We start from the raw sequence: 21,620 nt of genomic DNA, 5'->3' as shown, positions 1-21,620 counted from the left end.
AGCAGGGGAGCAGGGGAGAATTGATAATTATTCCCTATCACCTATTCCCTATTCCCTATCACCTATCACCTATTACCGACTCCCGACTCCCGACTCCCGACTCCCGATTCCCGACTCCCGACTCCCGACTCCCGATTCCCGACTCCCCCCTTCCTTCCTTCTGTCATCATTCCCTGAACTGCCATGTTTCTCAAAAAACCCTCGCCTAAAATCCATGCTTCCCCCCACCCTCAAGAAGGATTCACCATCATTGAATCCCTCCTAGCCATCTTTGTAGTGGGAATTTTGCTAGTGGCCATTGGTCCAGTGTTGGGTTTTTCCGCCGCCACCCGCTTCCAAGCCCGACGGATTGAACTCGGCTCCCAAGCTGGCCGCAGTTACGTTGAAGCCCTCAGAAGTCGGTCTATTCCCCCCCCGCAAATTGCCACCACCGTTACCGCCACCACCCCCAACGCCGCCCTAGATGCCCTCAGAAACGTTCCTGTCCCGACAGTAACGAATTTAGACTGTAACGCTAGCAGTTACTGCACAAGCCCCGCACCGAACAGCCACTCTAGTTTTTTCTGTGTGGATGGCAATAACGACGGCAAATGTACCACCGACCAATTTAATGATTTTATTATCCAAGCCTCTGGAGTCCAACGACCCGCCAACCCTCCAATTACAGATAATGTACGCCGTGCAGACCGAGGTTATTTTTTAGGGATTCGGGTATATCGCGCCGATGGTTTTAAGACAGGTTCTGGTGCCCTCCAACGTAGCACAGACACGATACAAACACAGGCAAAACTGACCACTGGCGGCTTGGGGAATCGCAATGCTCCTATCATGGAATTCACCACAGAAATCACAACCAGCAACACCAGTTATGCAGATATTTGTCGGCGCTTAGGAGGATGTCAGTGATTTAGGTAATAGGTAATAATTCCCGACTCCCGACTCCCGACTCCCGACTAGATTGCTTCGTACCTCGCAATGACATTACTCCCGACTCCCGACTCCCGACTCCCGACTCCCGACTCCCGACTCCCTAGGGCGCAAGCATTGCGCCCCTACACCGACTCCCGACTCCCTGTTCCCTTGAATTCTAACGTTAGGTCTTAACTGGTCAAGATTAGATAGTAGATAATAATTATCAATACTCAACTACTCACTGTTTACCGAACTAAAGCCAATGGATAGCATTCATCTACTTTTAAAAACTCTTTTAAAAACAACTCCAACTCAGAGAAAAAATTCCGGTTTTACCCTCATTGAGTTGCTGGTTTCTATGCTGATTGCTGCTTTAGTCATTACCCCCTTGCTGGGGTTAGCCGTGAACTTAATCCGTACAGACCGCGACGAAATGGCTAGGGCGACCACAGAACAAGAAATTCAAATGGCCGTTGATTATATTGCCCGGGATTTACAACAGGCGGTTTATATCTATGATGCTGTGGCCTTGACTCGTAACCACAATGAACAGGGTACTAACTCAGGGATTCGTGACCAAATTCCCCCCGTCTCTGTCGCCCCGGGGTGTAATAATACAAGCATGGATTGCGTGCCTGTGTTGGCTTTCTGGAAGCGCCGCCCGGTGAGAAATGCTATCCCCATTGACCGCCGCCCTAGTCAACAAGGAACTAATTGCCTAACAGCTACTAATGCGGCGCAACAGTGTAATGATACCTTTGTCTATTCCTTAGTGGTGTATTACTTAATCCGCAATACGGACAACACCGCAACAGTGTGGTCGCCAACTGCTCGCATTGGACGCTTTGAACTCCATGATGGGATATATGACCCCGCCCCTCCCCGCAATGCGACATCCCGTTATTTGCCCGATGACCGCTCAGTATTGTCCCCGAGTACCGGGTTTCGGCTTTTTAACTTAAACCTCCCCGGAACTGACTTGGCCAGTAAAATGAACCGTTGGACTCGGGACTCAGGGACTTTCGGCCCCCGGGAACAAGTCCAGATTTTAGTGGATTATGTGGATCATAGTCCCAGCACTGGCAATAATGCCCCCCCCGCAGAAGCTTGTCCAACGGATACAGGCTGGACGACTAGCCCGGTGCCGGACTCTGTGCCGAATGGTTTCCCCGCTACCAGTTTCTTTGCTTGTATTAATAGCGCCAGCAATACGGCGCGGGTTCATATTCGCGGTAATGCTTTAGCGAGGACGCGGAATATTGCGCGGTCTGAGTATCGACCATCTCTTTCGGCTTATTTCCCAACGACGCGGACTCAGGTAACGGCTAGAGGTCGCTTGGTGCAACAACAACGTTAAATAGATTAAATAAATTGAATTGATTACAATAAGATTGTACTATTCGCAAATTCAGGAGCAAAAGTGAGATGAATCCGAAAATCCATAAGTTACTGCGACTGGGTTTGAGCCGTTCTGAAAATTCCCACTCAACCCAAGGTTTCACCTTGCTGGAATTGCTGGTGGTGGTGATTATGGTGGGGATTCTGGCGGCGATTGTTGGCCCGGGCTGGTTAGGTTTTGTCAATCGACAGCGTTTAGGGACGGTAAATGGTGCAATTTTACGGGCGATTCAAGAGACACAGAATAAGGCGCAAGCGGAAAAGGTGAATTATAGTGTTGCGTTTAGAATGTTTAACGGGGTGCCACAGATTGCCATTTATCCCAGTCCTCCCGAAGGGGCAACAGATTTTGAGATATCGGAAAATTATTGGCGAGAGCGAGATTTAGGTAGGGAGTTAGGAATTAATCGCAATCAGGTTTTAATTCTGACTAATTTGGCGGGGGATAATACGTTAAGTAATCCCGATGACGTGGCGACGTTGATTCCTAATGTAACCGCAAACCCGGATCCCGATCAGGTCTACCCGTCGATTACCTTTACCCATACGGGGGATCTCCCGGATCCCTTCCCAACAATTCCAGCGCATGGTTTTCAGATGGTGGTGGCTTTCCCCCAAAGTCCGGGGAGTAATCAGCCTGTGAATGGTTCTAAACAATGTGTGGTGTTACAAACGTTAATCGGAGGGTTACGGACGGGAAGTGGTCAATTTAATGCGACGACTAATCCCCAAGGTTGTATTTAAGGACGGGGAACAGGGAACGGGGAGTCGGGAGTCGGGAGTCGGGAGTCGGGAATGGGTAATAGGTGATAGGGAATAGGGAATAGGTGATAGGGAATAATTATCAATTCTCCCCTGCTCCCCCTCTCCCCCTCTCCCCCTCTCCCTTCCCGTTCCCTAGCCCAGTTATTCAGCAAACCCTAGTTAACCTAATCTCTGATGGTGCGTCGTTCCTCCCAGTCTGGTTTTACGTTGCTTGAACTGTTGATCGCGATTGTGATCATTGGGATTTTGGGGTCGCTGATGGCGGCTTCTTGGCAGGGGTTTGTGATGCGCCAAAGGCTCAATACGGCACGGAGTCAGGCTTATCAGGCGCTACAAGGGGCGAAAAGTAATGCGCTGCGGGATAAGATTACTTGGGTGGCGGGGTTTCGGGAGGTGGAGGTTTCGGGGAGGGTGCGATCGCAATGGTCGGTTTATTCAGCTACCACAGACCCGGATCAAATCCGGTGGGAGTATTTCGAGGCTGGGGTACAAATTGACCCAGAAACCTTTTTCACCACCTCCTCCGATGAGATTCACCGGGTTTTCTTCAACCATAAAGGCTGTCCGGCCACCAGCACCCATCATGACTGTTTAGGAGTCCCACCGGGACGGATTACCTTTTCGAGTCCCCAAGGGGGCAAGGTAAAGCGCTGTGTGATTATCTCTACCCTATTAGGGACGATGCGCTTCGGAGAGGAACAACCCCGGCCAACCAGTAGCGGGAAATATTGCAATTAAGTTAGGGAACAGGGAACAGGCAATAGGCTGACTACAATATTGTATGATGCAACCCAATTCACCCAAAATCATGCACAAATTTTCCTACATCGCCACCGCTTGTTTAACCCTGTTCCTCACCACCTACCGGGAACAGCCCACCTTCCCGGAAGTCGCCCCCCCCGCGATGTCCCATCCTCTCCCCTCCAGCGCCCCCTTGCCCCTGACGGACGGATTACGCGCCATTGTGCAACTGCAAGATTTAGAATTACCCCCCCCTCAAACCACAGGAGAGGCCACGATTCCCTTGAGGGTGTTAACGGGGACAAGGGTTTTTGTCTTAGATTTGGCAATCGGGGGGCGCACCGGAACCTTTTTATTTGATATCGGGGCCTCTACTTCCATGTTATCCACCCCCACCGTCAAGGATTTAGGGCTGCAAGGGAAGGCCTTACCTCAAGAATTGCTCACCTCTGCCGTCGCGGGGGATGAGTGCGAAACCATGAACGCCAATCTACACCCTTTCCCCCCTTTAACGCGGGATTCCCTGCGCATTGAAGGCCTCCAAGGTTTAGAGTTTACCGATGTCATCATTCCGGGGAGACTGGATGGGGTGTTAGGGATGGATGTATTAGGTCATTATGACTTACAAGTGGACCCCCGCCAACGAATGTTAACCATGCTGGCTTCGGGGAGTAATCCTGAACTAGATTTAGGGGAAGCGGTGCCCTTAAAGGAGCGCTTGGGGGTGTTATTAGTGCAGGTGGAGATTAATGGGGAGGGGCCTTTTACGTTTTTAATTGATAATGGGGCGGATCGGATGTTTATTTCCCAAGGATTAGCGGAGTTATTGGAGTTAGGAGAGGAAGACCGTTCCCCCATTCAAATTCAAGGATTTTGTGGCTTAGAATCTGCTCAAGCAACAGTTTTAAGTCGGGTGAAATTGGCGCAGCATGAGCAAGGGAATTTAGACGCGATTATTCTGGCTTCTCCGGTGTTGAAACTGTTGGAAGTTGATGGCATTGTTGGGCAAAATTTCTTAAATGAGTATCAACAATATTGGCGTTTTGACCGGGATGAGGTGGAGGGTAAATTACAGGGAGGGCGTTTATTATTGACTCCTTATCCTACCCGTTAAATCCGCTCGTAATGGTATTCAGTTTTCGTAGGGTGTGTTAGGCGCTGGTGTAAGGGTTGAATGAAATCCAATCAATTGGATGAGCGCCGTAACGCACCGATTCTAAATCTTTCATCGAGTCGGCGATTATTTGTAATAAACCAGAGAAAGATATGAGTATCTAAGAGGATTTTCATGGATTTTCAAACAAGTTAATAATGTCTTCAGGAAGAGGATCGTTAAAATCATCAGGGACAACAAATTCACCCTCACATAAACCAATCGGACGAGGTTATTTTTGAGGTAGGTTTGTTGAGATTGGGTTAATTTCAGCAATCGGGCGATTGGCTTGAGTAATGATTAAGCGATTGCCTTCTTGAATCAATTTGATAAATCCTGATAAATCTTGTTCAATGTCATCTATGTTTAGGTTAATCATGGCTAGTTTCCGGTTAATGTAATGTAATTATCCCTCTTCTGTCAGATCAGGTTCAAACCCTGATTTTCTCGTTGGCTGTGATGGCGAAGATTCGTTAAACTCTTCTAGAGTGACAGAAGAGGGTTATTCGTTCGTTGTTGCGCTTCAGCGCGCTAAATCAGGGGCTAAAGCCCAACAACGGACTAAGGGTTTTCTATTCGTTCGTTGTTGCGCTTCAGCGCGCTAAATCAGGGGCTAAAGCCCAACAACGGACTAAGGGTTTTCTATTCGTTCGTTGTTGCGCTTCAGCGCGCTAAATCAGGGGCTAAAGCCCAACAACGAGCCAAGGGTTTTCTATTCGTTCGTTGTTGCGCTTCAGCGCGCTAAATCAGGGGCTAAAGCCCAACAACGAGCCAAGGGGTTTCTATTTGTTCGTTGTTGCGCTTCAGCGCGCTAAATCAGGGGCTAAAGCCCAACAACGAGCCAAGGGGTTTCTATTTGTTCGTTGTTGCGCTTCAGCGCGCTAAATCAGGGGCTAAAGCCCAACAACGAGCCAAGGGGTTTCTATTTGTTCGTTGTTGCGCTTCAGCGCGCTAAATCAGGGGCTAAAGCCCAACAACGAGCCAAGGGGTTTCTATTCGTTCGTTGTTGCGCTTCAGCGCGCTAAATCAGGGGCTAAAGCCCAACAACGAGCTAAGGGGTTTCTATTCGTTCGTTGTTGCGCTTCAGCGCGCTAAATTAAGGGATAAAGCCCAACAACTTCAGAATTGCCCCATGAAATGGTTTAATTTCGGTCGTCGTCGCCAACCCCAAACCTCTCAATCTGTAGAAATTGAATTTGATCAAGCCTTGAATTTATTGGCTAAGGGAGTGACCAACTGGCAGCAAATCAGAACAGCGTTGCTTTCTCGTCAGATAACCGAAGGGGATTTAGCGGCCTGGTTGCGGCAACAGGAGAGGGTGAAACCGGATTGGCGGGAAGGGTTACGGCGCTTGGCACAGGAGGCTGAGGGAGAGTTAGGGGAAGTGGTGCGGGAGTTGTTGCGGGAAGGTTCTCCCTATGAGGGAGGGGATGAGGAGGGAAAGGGTGAGGAGGAAGAAGGTGGGTTAGAGGAAGGTTCTCCCTGTGAGGGTGAGGCTGAGGGTTGGGTTCAGCGAGGGATTGAGCAGTTGGACGCAGGGGATTTTGTGGGTCTATTGGTATCTTTTGACCAAGCTTTGGAGATTCAAAGGGATTTCTATAAAGCATGGAACGGTCGAGGGGTTGCGCTATTGGGATTAGGCAGGAATGAAGAAGCGATCGCCTCCTATGACCAAGCTTTGCAAATTAAACCGGATTTCTATAAGGCATGGGGCAACCGAGGGAATGCGCTATTTAACTTAGGCAGGAATGAAGAAGCGATCGCCTCCTATGACCAGGCTGTGCAAATCAAACCGGATGACTTTGAGGCATGGTGCAACCGAGGGGTTGCGCTACGGAATTTGGGCAGGTATGAACAAGCGATCGCCTCCTATGACCAAGCTTTGCAAATTAAACCGGATTTCTATAAGGCATGGGGCAACCGAGGGAATGCGCTATTTAACTTAGGCAGGAATGAAGAAGCGATCGCCTCCTATGACCAGGCTGTGCAAATCAAACCGGATGACTTTGAGGCATGGTGCAACCGAGGGGTTGCGCTATGTAACTTAGGCAGGAATGAAGAAGCGATCGCCTCCTATGACCAGGCTGTGCAAATCAAAACCGGATGACTATATGGCATGGTACAACCGAGGGGTTGCGCTACGGAATTTGGGCAGGTATGAACAAGCGATCGCCTCCTATGACCAAGCTTTGCAAATTAAACCGGATGACTCTGGGGCATGGTACAACCGAGGGGTTGCGCTAGGTAACTTAGGCAGGTATGAAGAAGAGATCGCCTCCTATGACCAAGCTTTGCAAATTAAACCGGATGACTCTGGGGCATGGTACAACCGAGGGGTTGCGCTAGGTAACTTAGGCAGGTATGAAGAAGAGATAGCCTCCTATGACCAAGCTTTGCAAATCAAACCGGATTCCTATGAGGTATGGGTCAACCGAGGGGTTGCGCTAGGTAACTTAGGCAGGTATGAAGAAGCGATCGCCTCCTATGACCAAGCTTTGCAAATTAAACCGGATGACTATATGGCATGGGGCAACCGAGGGAATGCGCTATGTAACTTAGGCAGGAATGAAGAAGCGATCGCCTCCTATGACCAGGCTGTGCAAATCAAACCGGATGACTATATGGCATGGTACAACCGAGGGGTTGCGCTACGGAATTTGGGCAGGTATGAAGAAGAGATCGCCTCCTATGACCAAGCTTTGCAAATCAAACCGGATTACTTTGAGGCATGGAGCAACCGAGGGCTTGCGCTATTGAACTTAAGCAGGTATGAAGAAGCGATCGCCTCCTATGACCAGGCTGTGCAAATCAAACCGGATGACTTTGAGGCATGGAACAACCGAGGGGTTGCGCTATTGGGATTAGGCAGGTATGAAGAAGCGATCGCCTCCTGTGACCAAGCTTTGCAAATTAAACCGGATTACTCTGAGGCATGGGGCAACCGAGGGGTTGCGCTATGTAACTTAGGCAGGTATGAAGAAGCGATCGCTTCCTATGACCAAGCTTTGCAAATTAAACCGGATTACTCTGTGGCATGGTACAACCGAGGGGTTGCGCTATGTAACTTAGGCAGGTATGAAGAAGCGATCGCCTCCTATGACCAAGCTTTGCAAATTAAACCGGATTCCTATGAGGTATGGGTCAACCGAGGGGTTGCGCTAGGTAACTTAGGCAGGAATGAAGAAGCGATCGCCTTCTTTGACCAAGCTTTGCAAATTAAACCGGATGAATCTGTGGCATGGAACAACCGAGGGAATGCTGCATTAAAATCCTCACGCCATACCCCCATCCCTCAACAAACCTTTTCAGCTTTTTTCCAACGCAGCCTAGAACAATCCCCCCAACACTTAACCGCCCTCCTCGACCCAACTCACCCCGAAAAACTATACCAGCAATTCCCAACCTCCCTCACCCAAAGCAAAACCTTGCTCCGTGACCATTTCCCCCAATCTCTGGCTACCAGTCAACAACAACTCCGTTCCACCTTTGCGGATTCCCCCTCCATCCTCGAACGACTCAATCAACCCCCTTCTCCTCAACTCCAAGCCTTCCTCAACAGTACCCCCACCCTCAACACCCCCACCCCTGAACAACTGGACAATCTCAAAGCATTTATCCGCCGTCTCCCCTCTGTCGAAGTTATCCAACAAATCCAAGCCACCGCCCAAAAACACTACTCTCTCACCCACCCCGAACTCAACGAAAGAGGCTACCCAGGCAAAATCAACAGCCTGGAATTCCCCCTCAAACAAGGCCTCATCCGCCCCGACACCCACCCCGAAGGGTTCGGCATCCTCCACCACCAACTCGGCAAAGCCCACTATAAACAGGGTTTAACTCCTGCTGCCCACAATCAAAGATTCCCCTACTTCGACCAAGCCAAAACCCACTATGAAACCGCCCTCCAAACCCTCACCTTTGCCACCTTCCCTGAACAGCGCCTTAAAGTCCTCTCAGACCTCATCACAGTCTGTTTTCGCCTCCGCCAAGACGACACCGCCACCAACCACCTAAGAACGGGTATTATCGGCCTTGAACGTCTCCTAGAAAACAAAACCCCCTCGGAAAAAGAACGCCTCACCCGTGAATTCTCCCCCTTCTTTCAATTAGAAGTCGAGGAACAAATTCGCGCCCAAAACTACACCGAAGCCCTCGAAATTGCCGAAAAACGGAAAAACTTCTGCCTCCAATGGTTTCAAACCCCCCCCACTCCCCTCCCCTTTGCCCACCTGCAACAACACCTCTGCACCCCCCACACCGCCATTATTTACTGGCACCTTAGCCCCGTCTCCCTCGCCACCTTCCTCATCCTGCCCCAAGGAACCCCCCAACTCATTTCCCACCTCACCGATACAGACTACAACACCCTCACCCACTGGATTAAAGAGTGGAACAACAACTACACCACCTATCACACACAACCACCAAAGGAACGGCAAAACGCCCCTTGGCGACGGGAATTACCCCAACAACTGGACCAACTGCAAACCCTCCTACAGATTCCCACCCTCAGCCAAAACCTCAGAAACCATGACATCCAAACCCTCATCCTCATCCCTCACCGTGACCTCCACCGCTTCCCCCTCTCCACTTTCTTTCCCCTCCCCTCCTTTTACCTGCCCAGTGCCGCCCTCGGCCTGCGAGAAACCCGCTATACAGCCCCTCTCACCTCCCTTAACCTGATTGAAAACCCCAAAAGTACCCCCACCGTCAATCACCAGAAAAAAGCCCTCCTTGACCTCCCCTACGCGGAAATCGAGGCCGCCCTCCTGCGGCAACAATTCCCCCAAGGACGCACCCTCGCCAACAACGCAACCACCCAAGAACAAGTGAACCAACTCCTCACCCAACCCGCCCAAATTCTCCACTTCTGCGGTCATGGGGCTTACAATTCCCAACAGCCTAAACAGTCTTGTCTGTTCCTGAAAGACGAGGATTGTTTCACCATTGAAGACATTTTGCGGCAGGATTTAACTCCTTACGATTTAGTCAGTTTAGCGGCCTGCGAAACCGCGATTACAGGCAATGAGGCCATGACAGAGGAATATGTCGGCCTGGTCAGCGCGTTTTTACAAGTTGGCGCAACATTTGTGTTAAGTACCCTCTGGTCTGTGGACTCATTTCCTACCAGTTTATTTATTGTCCAGTTTTACCATTTCTTACAGGATAATCCCCCCCCATTTAGCCCTCCAACTCACTCAAAACTGGCTAAAAACCGCCACTCCTCCAGAACTCTGTACTTGGTTAGAAACTCACGAACACCAACTCACTCTACCCTCTCTCCTCAGACGTTTGAACACCAGACGAACGGAACTTGCTACAGTAGAAACAACCACTCCTCCCTATTCTCATCCCTATTACTGGTCTGCCTTTATTTTGGCTGGTTATGACTACCCCAATCACGCTCAATCTCCCCGATAATTTGTATCAACAGGCTGCCCGTTTAGCCGCAGAACATCAACGAGAGGTTTCAGATATTTTGCTGGAAACTCTGGCGTTGTTGTTAACTCCAACAACTCAACCGATTTCTACACTTTCGGACAGGGAAGTTTATGCCCTCGCTCAATTGCGATTGTCTCCCACCCAAGAAAAGCGTTTGAGTCAGTTGTTAGATGCCCAACAATCTGGCACAATTTCGACCACAGAACAGGAGGAATTAAACGCCTTAATGACGGTTTATGAAACGCGCTTATTACAACAAGCTCAAGCCCTCAATGAATCGGTGAAACGGGGTTTAATTGCACCATTAGAAGCCTAAACTGTGACTATTTCTGAATCCGTCCGAGCTAAATTGCGCCAACAAACAGGCAACCGATGCGGGTATTGTCTGAGTTCCCAGAACTATGTTCTAGGAATTTTGCAAATTGAGCATATTATTCCCAAAGCATTGGGAGAAATGAAGAAGAAAATCTCTGGTTAGCGTGTAGCTTGTGCAATAATTATAAGGGGGTAAAAATTTCTGAGATTGATCCTGTGAGCAAGGCCTCTGTTCCTTTGTTTAATCCTCGTCAGAATCAATGGTCTGAACATTTCACTTGGAGCAAAAACGGCACAGAAATTATCGGTTTAACTCCCTGCGGTCGAGCAACGGTTTTAGCCTTAAATCTGAATAATCCAATTGCTGTTACAGTCAGGAAACAATGGGTCAGTGCAGGTTGGCATCCTCCTAAATAACCTATCATTCACCGCTAGATACAATCTGAAAAATCATGACTAATTTTTCACTTTCAGATAATCAAGTTGATCTACTAAAATCTTTTTTAGTCGCCCTAAGTCAACAAAAAGAATGTTCACTCGACTTAGCCCGTCAACTTCGGGAAATTGCCCAAAATTTAGTTCTAAATATTGAGCGACTCGATGGGGTAGCCCAACAAAATAGCGAACTACAAAGCTATTATAAGCAAGCCTATTCTATCTTAGACCAAAAGGCAGCAGAACGAGGAGTCGGTCTGGATTTTGTCCCGAATTTTTCCGGTGAGACTGCCCCCAATACAGAAGTTGATAATACTGTCCCTGATAGTCGTCAACGTCCCACGATTAAGCAAGTTCTCAACACAATTGACTCCCTCACCCATCCTGAGTTAATCCAAAAATCAGAGGTCATTTTTCAAGCAGAAAATCCTCTGGCTGAATTTTATCAACAATTTGGCATGATGAGTTAAGGAATGAATAATCAGAGAGCCTAAACGGATGACTTCTAATCTCAAGCTGATTTACCCCACTATTGACCTCTTTCTTTATGATTTGCGTGAAGGATTAGGAGATTCTGCTGAAGACATTAATCAAAAGCGTTTAAAGTTTTGGCAACGTCTGAATCCACAGTTAACCGAAGATGGTCTAGAACCTTATCAAAAATTAGACCCGATTGGGTCATCTTTCTCTGAATTATTGCCGAGTAAATATCAACCTTTTCAGGAGGTAAATGGCTATTTTTATCCGGTGCAATTAAATGATACTTTTGCTTTGCTGGTGGATGTTTCTGGCAATCCCCAAGGTTCAAAACAAGCTTATCCGATTGTTGACCTCAAAGAGACGAGAGATATTATTCTGGAAAAGCGAACCCCCAGAAAGGGAAACATTGGGGAAACTTGGCTGATTTGGGGACAGTTACCCCATGAGGAGCAAGACAAAGAAGCCACTTTTAAAGAATGTTATCAGGTTTTTCTGTCCGATGAAAGGAAACAAGGGAGTCAAACCTATCAAGGTCAGTTTCTAGGAGCAGATTTATGGGAAATTTGGCAACCTTCAACTGAGTTAGACAGTCCCGATTATGCTCATCTGATTATTGCTCTATTTCCACCCCAAGCAACCATTACCTCTGACAAAATCAATAGTTTTTATCAACAGTTCCTTTATCTTTTTTCCTATCGCCACAAAATCCACTGGATTTACACCCAAAGTCGTGGAACAAAACAGGATTTAAACCGAGCAGCGCGTGATATTCAAGGGAAGGTGAATAGTCTGCCTAAGCAAGTCTTACAAACCCATTTGAACCTCGAAATTCTGCAAAAACAGTTAACAGAAACCTTGACAATTTTCTCAGTTTATGCGTCTGCTTTAAGTACCTTAGAAGAGTATAAACACGCGCTGAATGTGAATATTGAAAATTACCAAAAACGTCTCAAGACTTTAAAGGAGAGGGATAAAAGTAGCAATTTAAGCCTTTTTGAACCGTTCCTCAATTATGCACAGGAAAAGTATTTACCCCAACTGACCACGGACTACAATAGTGCTAGTGCGAGTCTAAAGCTCTTGGAGAATATGACCAAGACGCTAGAAGGAATTATACAACTCGAACAGGCGAAGCGCGATCGCACCCTCAACCAAACCATCTTTATAGTGAGTACCGGAATCGGTGCAGCTTCTGCGTCTGCGTCCTCCATTGCCAATGTTGCAGAGGATCTGATTGTACAGCGCTTTCCCCTAGAGCGTCCAGAAGGTCAACCCCTGCCACCGGGGTATTTATGGGGGATTTATAGTTTTGCCTTTGTCTTGAGTTTAATCCTTGGGTTAGGGTGTAGTGGTTTAATGGGGTTCCTGTTTTGGCTAGGGAAACGGCGCTAACATCAGTGAAATAAGAAACCGGGTTGATTTCATCCTGTCTGTGTCCCCCTCCATCTTGCCAAAAACCCGGTTTCTGAGAAAATGAGTTATTTATCGAGCAACTAAATTGAAACTAAGAAAAGGCTGAAGAATTAAGAGAATTATCAGCGAATATCAACTCAAGTTATTGATTTTTAATCCAGAACAAGAGGAGGTTGTTACATGGATAGACTGAATTATCCTGAAATTGTCCAAAATATTCTAGAACGTCATGCCAAGAATAGTTCTAATAGCCAGACTGAAGTTAAAGTGTTATTTGATAAGGAGCGCGATCGCTATCAGGTCATGAATATGGGTTGGCAAGAGTTAACGCGAGTATTTGGTTGTCTTATTTATGTGGAAATTAAAGGGGGTAAAATTTGGATCGAACGGGATGGTACGGAAATCGGAGTGGCCAATGAATTAGTCGAAGCTGGTGTTTCTAAACAGGATATCGTTTTGGCTTTTAAAGCCCCATACAAACGAAAGTTTACTGACTTTGCTGTGAGTTGAGCTTATTGGCTGGGTATTGTCTACCCAATTCCGGTTACAGTTCTATTGGGTTATTAGGGTGGGCATAGCTCACCCTACATTCACGGAACACCGAAAAGAAAAGCGGGTTTTATTCGCTTAATTAAATAAGTTCATAAAAAATAGTTTTTTGACGGACTATCTTAATCGTATAGAAGAAATAATGAACATTAAAGAACTAATAAAAGCCGAACTAGATTGTTTGTCTGAGGAATAATTGACCTCTGACACGGGTATTGCGCGGCTTAACTGAGCATTTGCCTCGCCATCGCTTTGTACTCGTCGAGGCCAGATCGCTCGGCAAACTCAACGACTTGCACGCCAAACGCGCTGTGGTACTCCACAACCTGATCCCCCAAAGTAGCCCAAATCGTGCCACCCCGCCGCTCATACTGCTCAATCAAGGCATCTAGCGAGACTCGGCCAAAGACCTGGTAATGAGCGGCAAAATCTAAAGCCCGGTCATCCACCCGCGCCTCAGTCCAGTCAATCAGCCCCGTGACCTGCCCCTGAGGGTCAACTAAAATATGACCCGGATGCAGGTCGCCATGAATTAGGCTTGTCTGTGCAGGCCAGAGAATATCCCGGTCTAGCCAGCGCTGCCAGCGATCCCAGAGGTGGGGATTCACTGGGTAAACCGCCTTGACCCGCGCCATTCGATCTGACCAAGCGGTTCTAATCTCTGCAATGGAGGGAGTCTCCAGTCCCGCCTTAGCCACCGCCTGATGTCCTATGCTGTGGAGAGCGACTAGGGCATCTGCGAGGGATTGCAAGTAAACTTCTGGCAGATTTTGAGCGTCAATTTCCCAGTGGTAGTTCTGAATTTCGGGGTCAATGGTGCCAGCCGGTTTGCCGAGGAGTAGGGGATAAGCAATTAGCTCATCGGTGTGAATCTGCCAGTCGGGTACTTGCACCCGCAGGTGACGCTGTACCAAGGTGAGAATGCTGTACTCCCGTTGAGCCGAGGGCAGCACATCCGGCCGCCGGGGAATTCTCAGCAGCCAGGAGGCTTTGTCTGGGGTTTGGGCGATCGCAACCTGAAAATCTAGCCCTGACTCATTGGTTTGTAACAAGGCAGGGTCTAGGGCTAAACCATGACGACCGGCTAGGGTGGCGATCGCATCAGGGGATAGAGTCATAGTCAAAATCGTTTTAGCGGGTTTCGGTTGACGAGGGGTTGACTCTCAGTGCGGTTTAGCGTATTCCCGAATATCAACATTTAGACAGAATTGGACATAGTAACCATCCGCTCGTTTAATAATCCTAACTCGTTTAATTTGGTCTAAAGGATAAAAGTTTAGGTCTCTAGTTCCTTTCAGTTTAACCGTCCCGATGTTTTTCTTGTCTGTGAAAGTTATCTTTTTCCGGTCCTCCGATAGCTTCCAACCAGAGTGTTTATATTCTACAGAACGGTTATTCTTTTGGAATTTAGGATAACCTTTTTTCCCTTTAACCTTTTTCTTACAATTGTCATAGAAACGAGCAAGTGGTTAGCCCGGTCAGTTCCGCCAACTCTCCAGCCGTGGGGGTTCCCGCCAAAAAAGCTAGTCCTTTGACACTCCCCTATAGGGAGAGCGCGGGGCAACTGGCACAGATTCGTTAAAAACGATAGTTCACACCAAAATACAACCCATCATCTTGGGCGTTGGTTTGGCGATCGCGAATATTAATCAACGGCAACGTCGCATCCAGTCGAATCGTCAAATTCTGAACCGGAATCCAAATCAAGCCAGCCCCCAGCCCCGCCAAAAACGCATTAGACTGAATCTGACTCGGATTACTGGGATTATTCCAGACCATCCCCCCATCCACAAAAGGCGCAAACTGCAAAAGACTCTCCTCCTCCTCATCTCGCCATAACGTAAACCGATTTTCCACCGACAAGCGCCAGCCATTATCCCCTGACCTTGCCCCTTGACGGTAGCCCCGCAGCGTTTGACCGCCCCCCATACTGAACAACTCCGAAGCCAACAAATTATTCGGACTCAGTTGAACATCCCCCTGCACAATCAAGAGATGATCCCGACCGAACTGTTGCACCCGCGCCCCTTGACCCAACCAACTCAAAAAGCGAGCATCCGGTGTCGGCGAACTATTGCGCGTCGTGCCAAACAACCCCGTCCCCAGATTAAACTGAGAACGCAAACTCCACGCCCCCTTAGCATCCCGTTTCGTGTAATCCTGAGCGAAATAAATCACCGAGGTACGAGTTCGACCATCCGCTTCAGCCCCCACCCCAAACGGCGTTCCCACATTATCAAACAAGAACGTTTGTCCCGTTTTGCGACGAAACCCTAAAGACAGCGCGAACTCCTCCCGCGCAGACCGCACCAAAGGCTGACGGAAACTGAGATCATACAACTGGGAATTCCCACGAATCCCCAACGTCCGAAAAGCCCCAGTTGTAATGCGATTCTGATCCAACACCACCCGCAGATCGACCGTTCCATTCATCGGATTAACCGGAAGACTATAGCTAAAATCCCCCCCGTGGTAGCCCCCCGTAAAGGTGCGAGTATAGCCCAAACGCAGCAGATCCCCCAGCCCGGTTAAATTACGATAGCCCAGACTTAGCCCCATCCGTTCAGACCCCACCGACTCCGCCGAATAGTTATCCGTAAACACCAATCCTGAGAAAGGCTTCACCTCCTGTATATCCAGCAACAGGCGACTCATCCCCAACTCGTCACCACCTTCTAAATTCACATCAATTGATTTAAAATTGGGGTCAAGGGTTAACAGACGCAGTTGATCTTCCAAAGCATTGGCATTAAACGGAGTCCGAATCCCCAAATTGACCCGACTACGCACATAATGAGGATTCATCCGTTGTAACCCCCGGATTTCCACCTCATCCAAAGTCCCCTCAACTGCCAGAATCTGGATTTCACCCCCATCTAAAGGTTGAGTCGGCAGAACAGCGCGGGAGGTAATATAGCCCCGATTAAGATAGAGTTGGGTAATCGCCCTCACCGCTTGATTCAGTTGCCCCAAAGTCGTTTCCCCGGTTAACCCCTCCAGAATAGGTGCAAAATCAGCCTCCGTGAAGACCGTACTTCCTTCCACCCGAATCCGTTCAATTCTGAGCGGTGTCGGGTCATCCAAATCCGTCGTATCCAGACCCTCGGGAGCGGTGAAAATCTCCCCCTCCTCCAGCAGTTGCGGTAAATCCTCATCCCGTTCTAAGCCCGGTTGGTCAGCAACCCAAACCCCTCGACGAGGGGAATTTGATGGGGGTTGAGTCAAATAGCTGGTTTCCCTTAAAACAGGCTCAATCTCAGTCGAGGCTTGAGCTAGGACTTCCGAAGCCAGTCCAACCCAAATACTTAAACCCGTAAGCAACGTTAGAGTAGATTTATTCATTTTATTTCACTCGTCACACTTCAGAAATTTGCGCAATCCCTTGAAAGGGAGTCTAGGGGGGATACCTTAACGCAGTGAGAATCGGCTAGTTTTTCCCCAGAATCCCCCTAAATCCCCCTTCTAAAGGGGGACTTCCAGATTTTCCCCATATTATTCCCCCCTTCCAAAGGGAGCCTAGGGGGGATACCTTAACTCAGAGAGAATCGGCTAATTTTTCCCCAGAATCCCCCTAAATCCCCCTTCTAAAGGGGGACTTCCAGATTTTCCCCATATTATTCCCCCCTTCCAAAGGGAGCCTAGGGGGGATACCTTAACTCAGAGAGAATCGGCTAGCTTTTCCCCAGAATCCCCCTAAATCCCCCTTCTAAAGGGGGACTGCCGGATTTTCCCCGTATTATTCCCCCCTTCCAAAGGGGGGCTAGGGGGGATACCTTAACTCAGAGAGAATCGGCTAATTTTTCCCCAGAATCCCCCTAAATCCCCCTTCTAAAGGGGGACTTCCAGATTTTCCCCATATTATTCCCCCCTTCCAAAGGGAGCCTAGGGGGGATACCTTAACTCAGAGAGAATCGGCTAATTTTTCCCCAGAATCCCCCTAAATCCCCCTTCTAAAGGGGGACTTCCAGATTTTCCCCATATTATTCCCCCCTTCCAAAGGGAGCCTAGGGGGGATACCTTTACTCAGAGGGAAAGGGCAAATTTTTACCCAGAATCCCCCTAAATCCCCCTTCTAAAGGGGGACTACCGGATTTTCCCCATATTATTCCCCCCTTCCAAAGGGGGGCTAGGGGGGATACCTTAACTCAGAGAGAATCGGCTAGTTTTTCCCCAGAATCCCCCTAAATCCCCCTTCTAAAGGGGGACTTCCAGATTTTCCCCATATTATTCCCCCCTTCCAAAGGGGGGCTAGGGGGGATAATCCAGAAGCATTAATCACTGTTCACTGTTAACTGAGCAGTCAATCTCTTAATCCCCTTGGAACCGTAAACAAGACTCATCCAACCTCACTGAACTTAACTCCTCCCCATCCGAAACAGACTCCTCAGAAGCCCTAACATCTAGCCGAGGAATCGTGGCACAGGCCGACTGCAAAACCTGCTTCAGTTCAAAGGGAGTCTTATCTTCTACGGGGTTTAACCAAATGCCTCGCAACCGAGCAAAATCGAGGGGAATGGGAGGAGGAGCTACCGGAGGAGGAGTGACTACCGGAGGAGTGACTACCGGAGGATTAACTACCGGAGGAGTGACTACCGGAGGAGGAGCTACCGGAGGATTAACTACCGGAGGAGCATAAGCAAAATCAAACGTCACAGGGGTTGAACCTGCTCCGGCAGCTAACACCGAGAAATTGCCCAAGGCCTCTGTCCCATTCAAAAAATTAGTCGCAATCCCTTCCCCATTGGTTAGCACCGTCGTCCCATTACTAAACGTTCCCGTTGCCCCATTAGCCGTAAAATTCACACTGGCTCCCACACCCGGAGCAATACCAAAAACGGCCTCAGTTACCTTCACACTCACATCCAAATTCACAGGAAGACTGCCCACCGTTTGGTTAACTGGGGCCACTGGGGTAATCACAGACCCCTGCCACTCAAAAGCCCCCATATCCACTGTGCCTCCTACAATACGCGCCCCCGGTGCGCCCCGTTGGTCAGTGGTTAAGCCTGTGGCTAGGTCATTATCCCCTGCATTGAGGGCAGGACTATCTAGGGCAAGGGCATGAGTCTGAGTGGGGCTGCCGTAGTTGGCAAGGGGAAGGAGTTTGGGGTCAACACCAACGATGTTGCCGTTCACGCCGTTGGTAGGAACTCCTGTGCCAGTCATGTCAGCCGTGCTGAGAATGAGACTATGGTTGATAGTGAAGGTATGATTGCCAGAGGTAATTCCGACATCAGGGGCGGTGGGGGCGGTGTTGTTGGCGATGATGCTGTTGTTGAAAGTGTGGGTGTTATTGTTGAAAACTGCTAACCCCCCCCCAGTATTAGTAGCTGTGTTAAAGGCAATGGTAGAGTTGGTCAGCGTCACCCCACCGCTCCGAATCCCGCCGCCATTGGTTCCCGCCGAATTGCCGGAAACCGTGGAATTAATCAGCGTCACTCCTGCCAGACTCCGAATCCCGCCACCGTCTTCATTGGCAAAATTCCCCGAAACTGTGGAGTGATTGAGGATTACCCCGCCGTCACCGTTAATCCCGCCTCCTCCCCGGTTAGCTTGATTATCAGTCACGGTGGAATAGTTCAGGGTCACTTGTCCAAAACTGTTAATTCCCGTCCCAAAATTCTCCCCAGCACCCCCTCGGATGGTCAAATATTCAAAGGTGGTTGGTGCAAATGCGTTAACTAAGAAAATACGGAATTGTGGGGCGGTTGAATCCCGCCGAATCGTGACATTTGTCCCGTCCCCCGTAATCCTCATAGCCCGTATAATCGGCGTTAAGGCAGTCGTTAGGACAATCTCCGTCATACCGGGGGCAAATCGAATCGTATGGGGATTCGCTGCATCAGCATTCGCATCAGCATTCGCCGCCGTAATGGCAGCTTCTAGAGTAGGAGTTGCCACATCCCCCACCGTAAACGTGGCTAACCGACCCTCCCAATTGAATAGGGTTTCAGCCCTAAAGGGAGTCCCCACTTCTATCTCCCCTGTCCTGTACTCTAACTCCCAATCTCCCCCATACTTCGCACTCCCCGTCGCATTGGTCGAAGCCGCCACATCCAGCCCCGTCAATGCCCCTAAACGCTGGACAAACCCCTGACCCAGTTCTCCCAAGGCTGTGAAACAACTATAAATCAGTAAATCCGCTCCGGCTTTTAAACTCTTCGACCACTGCCCTAATTGCTCTCCATACTGTTCTACGGTTTCGCTATTTAGCCAATTCTTCCCTAACCAGAAGTTCCCCTCATGTCCTTCGGCTGTGATGGCGACTCCATCCAGTTTTCCCCCTTCTGTTCTCACGCGCTCTAATAAGGTGGTTACAGTAGGAATCCCTTCTTCCTGTCGTGACACAATACGGGAAATCGTTCCTTCTGCCCCCCCATAAAGTAGGGTTTCTGGCTGGTCTGCCCGACTATCTATAATGTTGAGGATATTTGTCCCCTCTGCTTGGGGAAACCGGACGACGATTGTGCTGTCTCCTTGCACTAATTGGGGGTCTAGGGGGGTTACTCGCCCACTGGCCATTAACTGCACGTCTGGGGCTTGCACTCTCCCAGCTATCACCACTTCTCCTTGTTCGATGCGCAGGGGAGAACCCACTAACCACAGTTGCCCATCATCTCCGAGTTCTACTCCTGTGGCGCTGCCGATGTCACTCCCTCCGGTTAGATAACGGGGTAGGTCTTCGGGTCGTAATCCTAGGGGAGCATTGGGGTTAATACTATCACTGGGTAGCGCTTCTAGGATTAATCCCAGTTTCATCCCGTCGTGGGTTAGTTTCACTTGGCTTTGTCCGGGGATGGCGGCTAGGGTGAGGGTGCCGTTGGGGGTTTCAAGGGTTCCGGTGTTGATGACTGACCCCCCAACCATCCATAAACTGCCCTTTTCTACGCTTAAATTGGCGGCGTTGAGGATTGTTCCGGGTTGGCTACTATCGAAAATTAACTGGCTGGGGTTTCCGGTTAGGGTGGTGAAGTCGTTGTTTCCTAGGCTGTTGAAGTAGCTGTCATGAAAGCCGATGCGGTTGGCAGTAGTTACGCCAAAACTACCGGGGACATCTAAACTAGCGCCTTGGGTAAAGACCCATCCGGCGGGGTTCATTAGGTAGAGGTTACTGTTGCCCCCTGTGAGTTGAATTAAGCCTTGAATCAGGCTGGGATTGCCACCAACAACACGCCCGACCACGTTTTGGATGTCGGGCTGACTGAGGAACTGGGCGATTTCGTTGGGGCTTAAGCCGAATTCTTGGAAGGAGTGAAAGAGGTTAGCCCCGGCCTGGGTGCCGCCTTGGATGTGGTAGGTGTTGCCGTTGTGGTGGATGAGGGTACCAACGCCATCGGGGGCGGGGGTGATGCTTTGGGCTTGCAGGGGGGTGCTGTAAGCCCAGGGCAGGAGGCTGAGGGCTAGGGGGATAATGTGTTTAGAGCCGTGCATAAGTGTGGATCAAGAATTAGTTTCGGATTATCTATTAATCATATCGCAAGCCTCAATTAACATTAACTATGAAATGCGATTACATAACCCTGAATTTTTGAATTAGAGGCTCAAAGCTCGTCCCCTACTGACTTCTGAATTTCTGAACTCCTGCATTCTTCCTCCAAAAGAGATTCACAACCCAGATAGACCCGCTATATATAAGAAGGGTAAACAAGACTCATCCAAGCTCACTGGTGCCTTCCCGCCGCAGTTGGTCTAATTGGTCTGCTGTTAAGCCAGTGGTTTTTAAGATCATCTCTTCACTAATCCCTTCTTGCAGAAGAGCAAGGGCAACAGTTTTTACCGCCATCTCAATGCCAATCTCAATGCCCTCCTCCCGACCAATCTCAATGCCAATCTCAATGCCTTCTTCTTTGCCTTCATCCCGTGCGGTATCCATCGAGTTTTTTAAATCTCGGTAGTATTTCAAACTATCCTCATAAGAGCGCATTTGTTCTCGACTCAATCGGGCTATTTCTGCCGTCTCAAATAGTTGTTCAAAGACCTGTTCTTGCAGGGGGGCGGGTATTTCTTCGAGTTAAGC

At 49.1% G+C, this 21,620-nt stretch carries 20 protein-coding genes and 1 pseudogene; 13 read left to right on the top strand and 8 right to left on the bottom strand.

The genetic code is table 11. The features are described from left to right. Positions 1 to 183: 183 nt before the first annotated feature. Positions 184 to 906, top strand: a complete 723-nt coding sequence (gene hpsB / locus SPI9445_RS0100815; protein WP_017302810.1) for a hormogonium polysaccharide secretion pseudopilin HpsB — start codon at positions 184 to 186, stop codon at positions 904 to 906. Positions 907 to 981: 75 nt separating this feature from the next. On the opposite strand, the gene SPI9445_RS31270 is transcribed toward hpsB, so the two are convergent. Then, a complete protein-coding gene (locus SPI9445_RS31270) occupies positions 982 to 1,146 on the bottom strand; it encodes a hypothetical protein (protein ID WP_164674430.1) in 165 nt (54 codons plus the stop codon). 28 nt (positions 1,147 to 1,174) lie between these two features. Here SPI9445_RS31270 and hpsC point away from each other — a divergent pair, with 28 nt between their 5' ends. The 4 genes from hpsC (at position 1,175) to SPI9445_RS0100795 (ending at position 4,930) form a co-directional block, all read left to right on the top strand. Further along, positions 1,175 to 2,269, top strand: coding sequence for a hormogonium polysaccharide secretion pseudopilin HpsC (gene hpsC, locus SPI9445_RS0100810; RefSeq protein WP_017302809.1), 1,095 nt, complete (start codon positions 1,175 to 1,177; stop codon positions 2,267 to 2,269). Between the two features lie 68 nt (positions 2,270 to 2,337). Then, entirely contained in the window at positions 2,338 to 3,054 is a 717-nt protein-coding gene (locus tag SPI9445_RS23795) for a pilus assembly FimT family protein (protein ID WP_017302808.1), read from the top strand. 195 nt (positions 3,055 to 3,249) lie between these two features. Then, entirely contained in the window at positions 3,250 to 3,813 is a 564-nt protein-coding gene (locus SPI9445_RS0100800) for a pilus assembly FimT family protein (protein ID WP_017302807.1), read from the top strand. Positions 3,814 to 3,883: 70 nt separating this feature from the next. Next, a complete protein-coding gene (locus tag SPI9445_RS0100795) occupies positions 3,884 to 4,930 on the top strand; it encodes an aspartyl protease family protein (protein ID WP_164674440.1) in 1,047 nt (348 codons plus the stop codon). A 71-nt stretch (positions 4,931 to 5,001) separates the two neighbouring features. Here SPI9445_RS0100795 and SPI9445_RS31555 read toward each other — a convergent pair whose 3' ends face one another. After that, a complete protein-coding gene (locus tag SPI9445_RS31555) occupies positions 5,002 to 5,106 on the bottom strand; it encodes a type II toxin-antitoxin system VapC family toxin (RefSeq protein ID WP_164674439.1) in 105 nt (34 codons plus the stop codon). Positions 5,107 to 5,201: 95 nt separating this feature from the next. Further along, on the bottom strand, positions 5,202 to 5,348 hold the full coding sequence (locus tag SPI9445_RS30975) for a type II toxin-antitoxin system Phd/YefM family antitoxin (protein ID WP_017302805.1): 147 nt from the start codon (positions 5,346 to 5,348) through the stop codon (positions 5,202 to 5,204). Between the two features lie 753 nt (positions 5,349 to 6,101). On the opposite strand from SPI9445_RS30975, the gene SPI9445_RS29480 reads away from it, so the two are divergent. The 8 genes from SPI9445_RS29480 to SPI9445_RS0100760 all read left to right on the top strand — a co-directional run bounded on the left by SPI9445_RS29480 (position 6,102) and on the right by SPI9445_RS0100760 (position 13,564). After that, a complete protein-coding gene (locus SPI9445_RS29480) occupies positions 6,102 to 7,076 on the top strand; it encodes a tetratricopeptide repeat protein (RefSeq protein ID WP_033373925.1) in 975 nt (324 codons plus the stop codon). Continuing rightward, positions 7,045 to 10,359: a tetratricopeptide repeat protein gene (locus SPI9445_RS29475; protein ID WP_071525244.1), complete on the top strand. Its 3,315-nt coding sequence runs from the start codon at positions 7,045 to 7,047 to the stop codon at positions 10,357 to 10,359. Before SPI9445_RS29480 ends, SPI9445_RS29475 begins: the two co-directional genes overlap by 32 nt. Continuing rightward, complete coding sequence (locus SPI9445_RS0100780; RefSeq protein WP_017302804.1) at positions 10,356 to 10,727, top strand: hypothetical protein; 372 nt, start codon at positions 10,356 to 10,358, stop codon at positions 10,725 to 10,727. Before SPI9445_RS29475 ends, SPI9445_RS0100780 begins: the two co-directional genes overlap by 4 nt. Positions 10,728 to 10,730: 3 nt before the next feature. After that, positions 10,731 to 10,889, top strand: a complete 159-nt coding sequence (locus SPI9445_RS30970; protein ID WP_202803615.1) for an HNH endonuclease — start codon at positions 10,731 to 10,733, stop codon at positions 10,887 to 10,889. Positions 10,890 to 10,942: 53 nt separating this feature from the next. After that, entirely contained in the window at positions 10,943 to 11,143 is a 201-nt protein-coding gene (locus tag SPI9445_RS30965) for a hypothetical protein (protein WP_202803614.1), read from the top strand. A gap of 35 nt (positions 11,144 to 11,178) precedes the next feature. Then, positions 11,179 to 11,631, top strand: a complete 453-nt coding sequence (locus SPI9445_RS0100770) for a hypothetical protein (RefSeq protein ID WP_017302802.1) — start codon at positions 11,179 to 11,181, stop codon at positions 11,629 to 11,631. A gap of 28 nt (positions 11,632 to 11,659) precedes the next feature. Continuing rightward, entirely contained in the window at positions 11,660 to 13,033 is a 1,374-nt protein-coding gene (locus tag SPI9445_RS0100765; protein ID WP_017302801.1) for a hypothetical protein, read from the top strand. A gap of 201 nt (positions 13,034 to 13,234) precedes the next feature. Then, complete coding sequence (locus tag SPI9445_RS0100760; protein ID WP_017302800.1) at positions 13,235 to 13,564, top strand: XisI protein; 330 nt, start codon at positions 13,235 to 13,237, stop codon at positions 13,562 to 13,564. Positions 13,565 to 13,827: 263 nt separating this feature from the next. Here SPI9445_RS0100760 and SPI9445_RS0100755 read toward each other — a convergent pair whose 3' ends face one another. The 5 genes and pseudogenes from SPI9445_RS0100755 to SPI9445_RS23765 all read right to left on the bottom strand — a co-directional run bounded on the left by SPI9445_RS0100755 (position 13,828) and on the right by SPI9445_RS23765 (position 21,605). Continuing rightward, positions 13,828 to 14,721 (bottom strand): macrolide 2'-phosphotransferase, encoded by an 894-nt coding sequence (locus SPI9445_RS0100755; protein WP_017302799.1) that lies wholly within the window; start codon positions 14,719 to 14,721, stop codon positions 13,828 to 13,830. A 51-nt stretch (positions 14,722 to 14,772) separates the two neighbouring features. Next, positions 14,773 to 15,069: pseudogene (locus SPI9445_RS31820) on the bottom strand (RNA-guided endonuclease TnpB family protein); the annotation flags it as partial. 112 nt (positions 15,070 to 15,181) lie between these two features. Further along, a complete protein-coding gene (locus tag SPI9445_RS0100750; protein WP_017302798.1) occupies positions 15,182 to 16,945 on the bottom strand; it encodes a ShlB/FhaC/HecB family hemolysin secretion/activation protein in 1,764 nt (587 codons plus the stop codon). A 966-nt stretch (positions 16,946 to 17,911) separates the two neighbouring features. Beyond that, positions 17,912 to 21,034, bottom strand: a complete 3,123-nt coding sequence (locus tag SPI9445_RS23770; RefSeq protein WP_017302796.1) for a DUF4347 domain-containing protein — start codon at positions 21,032 to 21,034, stop codon at positions 17,912 to 17,914. Between the two features lie 220 nt (positions 21,035 to 21,254). Further along, entirely contained in the window at positions 21,255 to 21,605 is a 351-nt protein-coding gene (locus SPI9445_RS23765; RefSeq protein ID WP_272943248.1) for a PD-(D/E)XK nuclease family transposase, read from the bottom strand. Positions 21,606 to 21,620: the final 15 nt, after the last annotated feature.

The organism is Spirulina subsalsa PCC 9445 (assembly GCF_000314005.1).
GTDB lineage: Bacteria > Cyanobacteriota > Cyanobacteriia > Cyanobacteriales > Spirulinaceae > Spirulina_A > Spirulina_A subsalsa.
The sequence above is the reverse complement of the archived record's forward strand: the minus strand, read 5'-3'. Positions and strand labels throughout refer to the sequence as shown.

Coding starts and splice junctions, on each gene's coding strand:
- SPI9445_RS0100755 (WP_017302799.1), bottom strand. CDS start 14,721: ATGACTCTATCCCCTGATGCGATCGCCACCCTAGCCGGTCGTCATGGT.
- SPI9445_RS0100800 (WP_017302807.1), top strand. CDS start 3,250: ATGGTGCGTCGTTCCTCCCAGTCTGGTTTTACGTTGCTTGAACTGTTG.
- hpsB (WP_017302810.1), top strand. CDS start 184: ATGTTTCTCAAAAAACCCTCGCCTAAAATCCATGCTTCCCCCCACCCT.
- SPI9445_RS30975 (WP_017302805.1), bottom strand. CDS start 5,348: ATGATTAACCTAAACATAGATGACATTGAACAAGATTTATCAGGATTT.
- SPI9445_RS0100795 (WP_164674440.1), top strand. CDS start 3,884: ATGCACAAATTTTCCTACATCGCCACCGCTTGTTTAACCCTGTTCCTC.
- SPI9445_RS31555 (WP_164674439.1), bottom strand. CDS start 5,106: ATGAAAATCCTCTTAGATACTCATATCTTTCTCTGGTTTATTACAAAT.
- SPI9445_RS29475 (WP_071525244.1), top strand. CDS start 7,045: ATGACCAGGCTGTGCAAATCAAAACCGGATGACTATATGGCATGGTAC.
- SPI9445_RS29480 (WP_033373925.1), top strand. CDS start 6,102: ATGAAATGGTTTAATTTCGGTCGTCGTCGCCAACCCCAAACCTCTCAA.
- SPI9445_RS0100780 (WP_017302804.1), top strand. CDS start 10,356: ATGACTACCCCAATCACGCTCAATCTCCCCGATAATTTGTATCAACAG.
- SPI9445_RS0100770 (WP_017302802.1), top strand. CDS start 11,179: ATGACTAATTTTTCACTTTCAGATAATCAAGTTGATCTACTAAAATCT.
- SPI9445_RS0100765 (WP_017302801.1), top strand. CDS start 11,660: ATGACTTCTAATCTCAAGCTGATTTACCCCACTATTGACCTCTTTCTT.
- SPI9445_RS23770 (WP_017302796.1), bottom strand. CDS start 21,034: ATGCACGGCTCTAAACACATTATCCCCCTAGCCCTCAGCCTCCTGCCC.
- SPI9445_RS0100760 (WP_017302800.1), top strand. CDS start 13,235: ATGGATAGACTGAATTATCCTGAAATTGTCCAAAATATTCTAGAACGT.
- SPI9445_RS23795 (WP_017302808.1), top strand. CDS start 2,338: ATGAATCCGAAAATCCATAAGTTACTGCGACTGGGTTTGAGCCGTTCT.
- SPI9445_RS0100750 (WP_017302798.1), bottom strand. CDS start 16,945: ATGAATAAATCTACTCTAACGTTGCTTACGGGTTTAAGTATTTGGGTT.
- hpsC (WP_017302809.1), top strand. CDS start 1,175: ATGGATAGCATTCATCTACTTTTAAAAACTCTTTTAAAAACAACTCCA.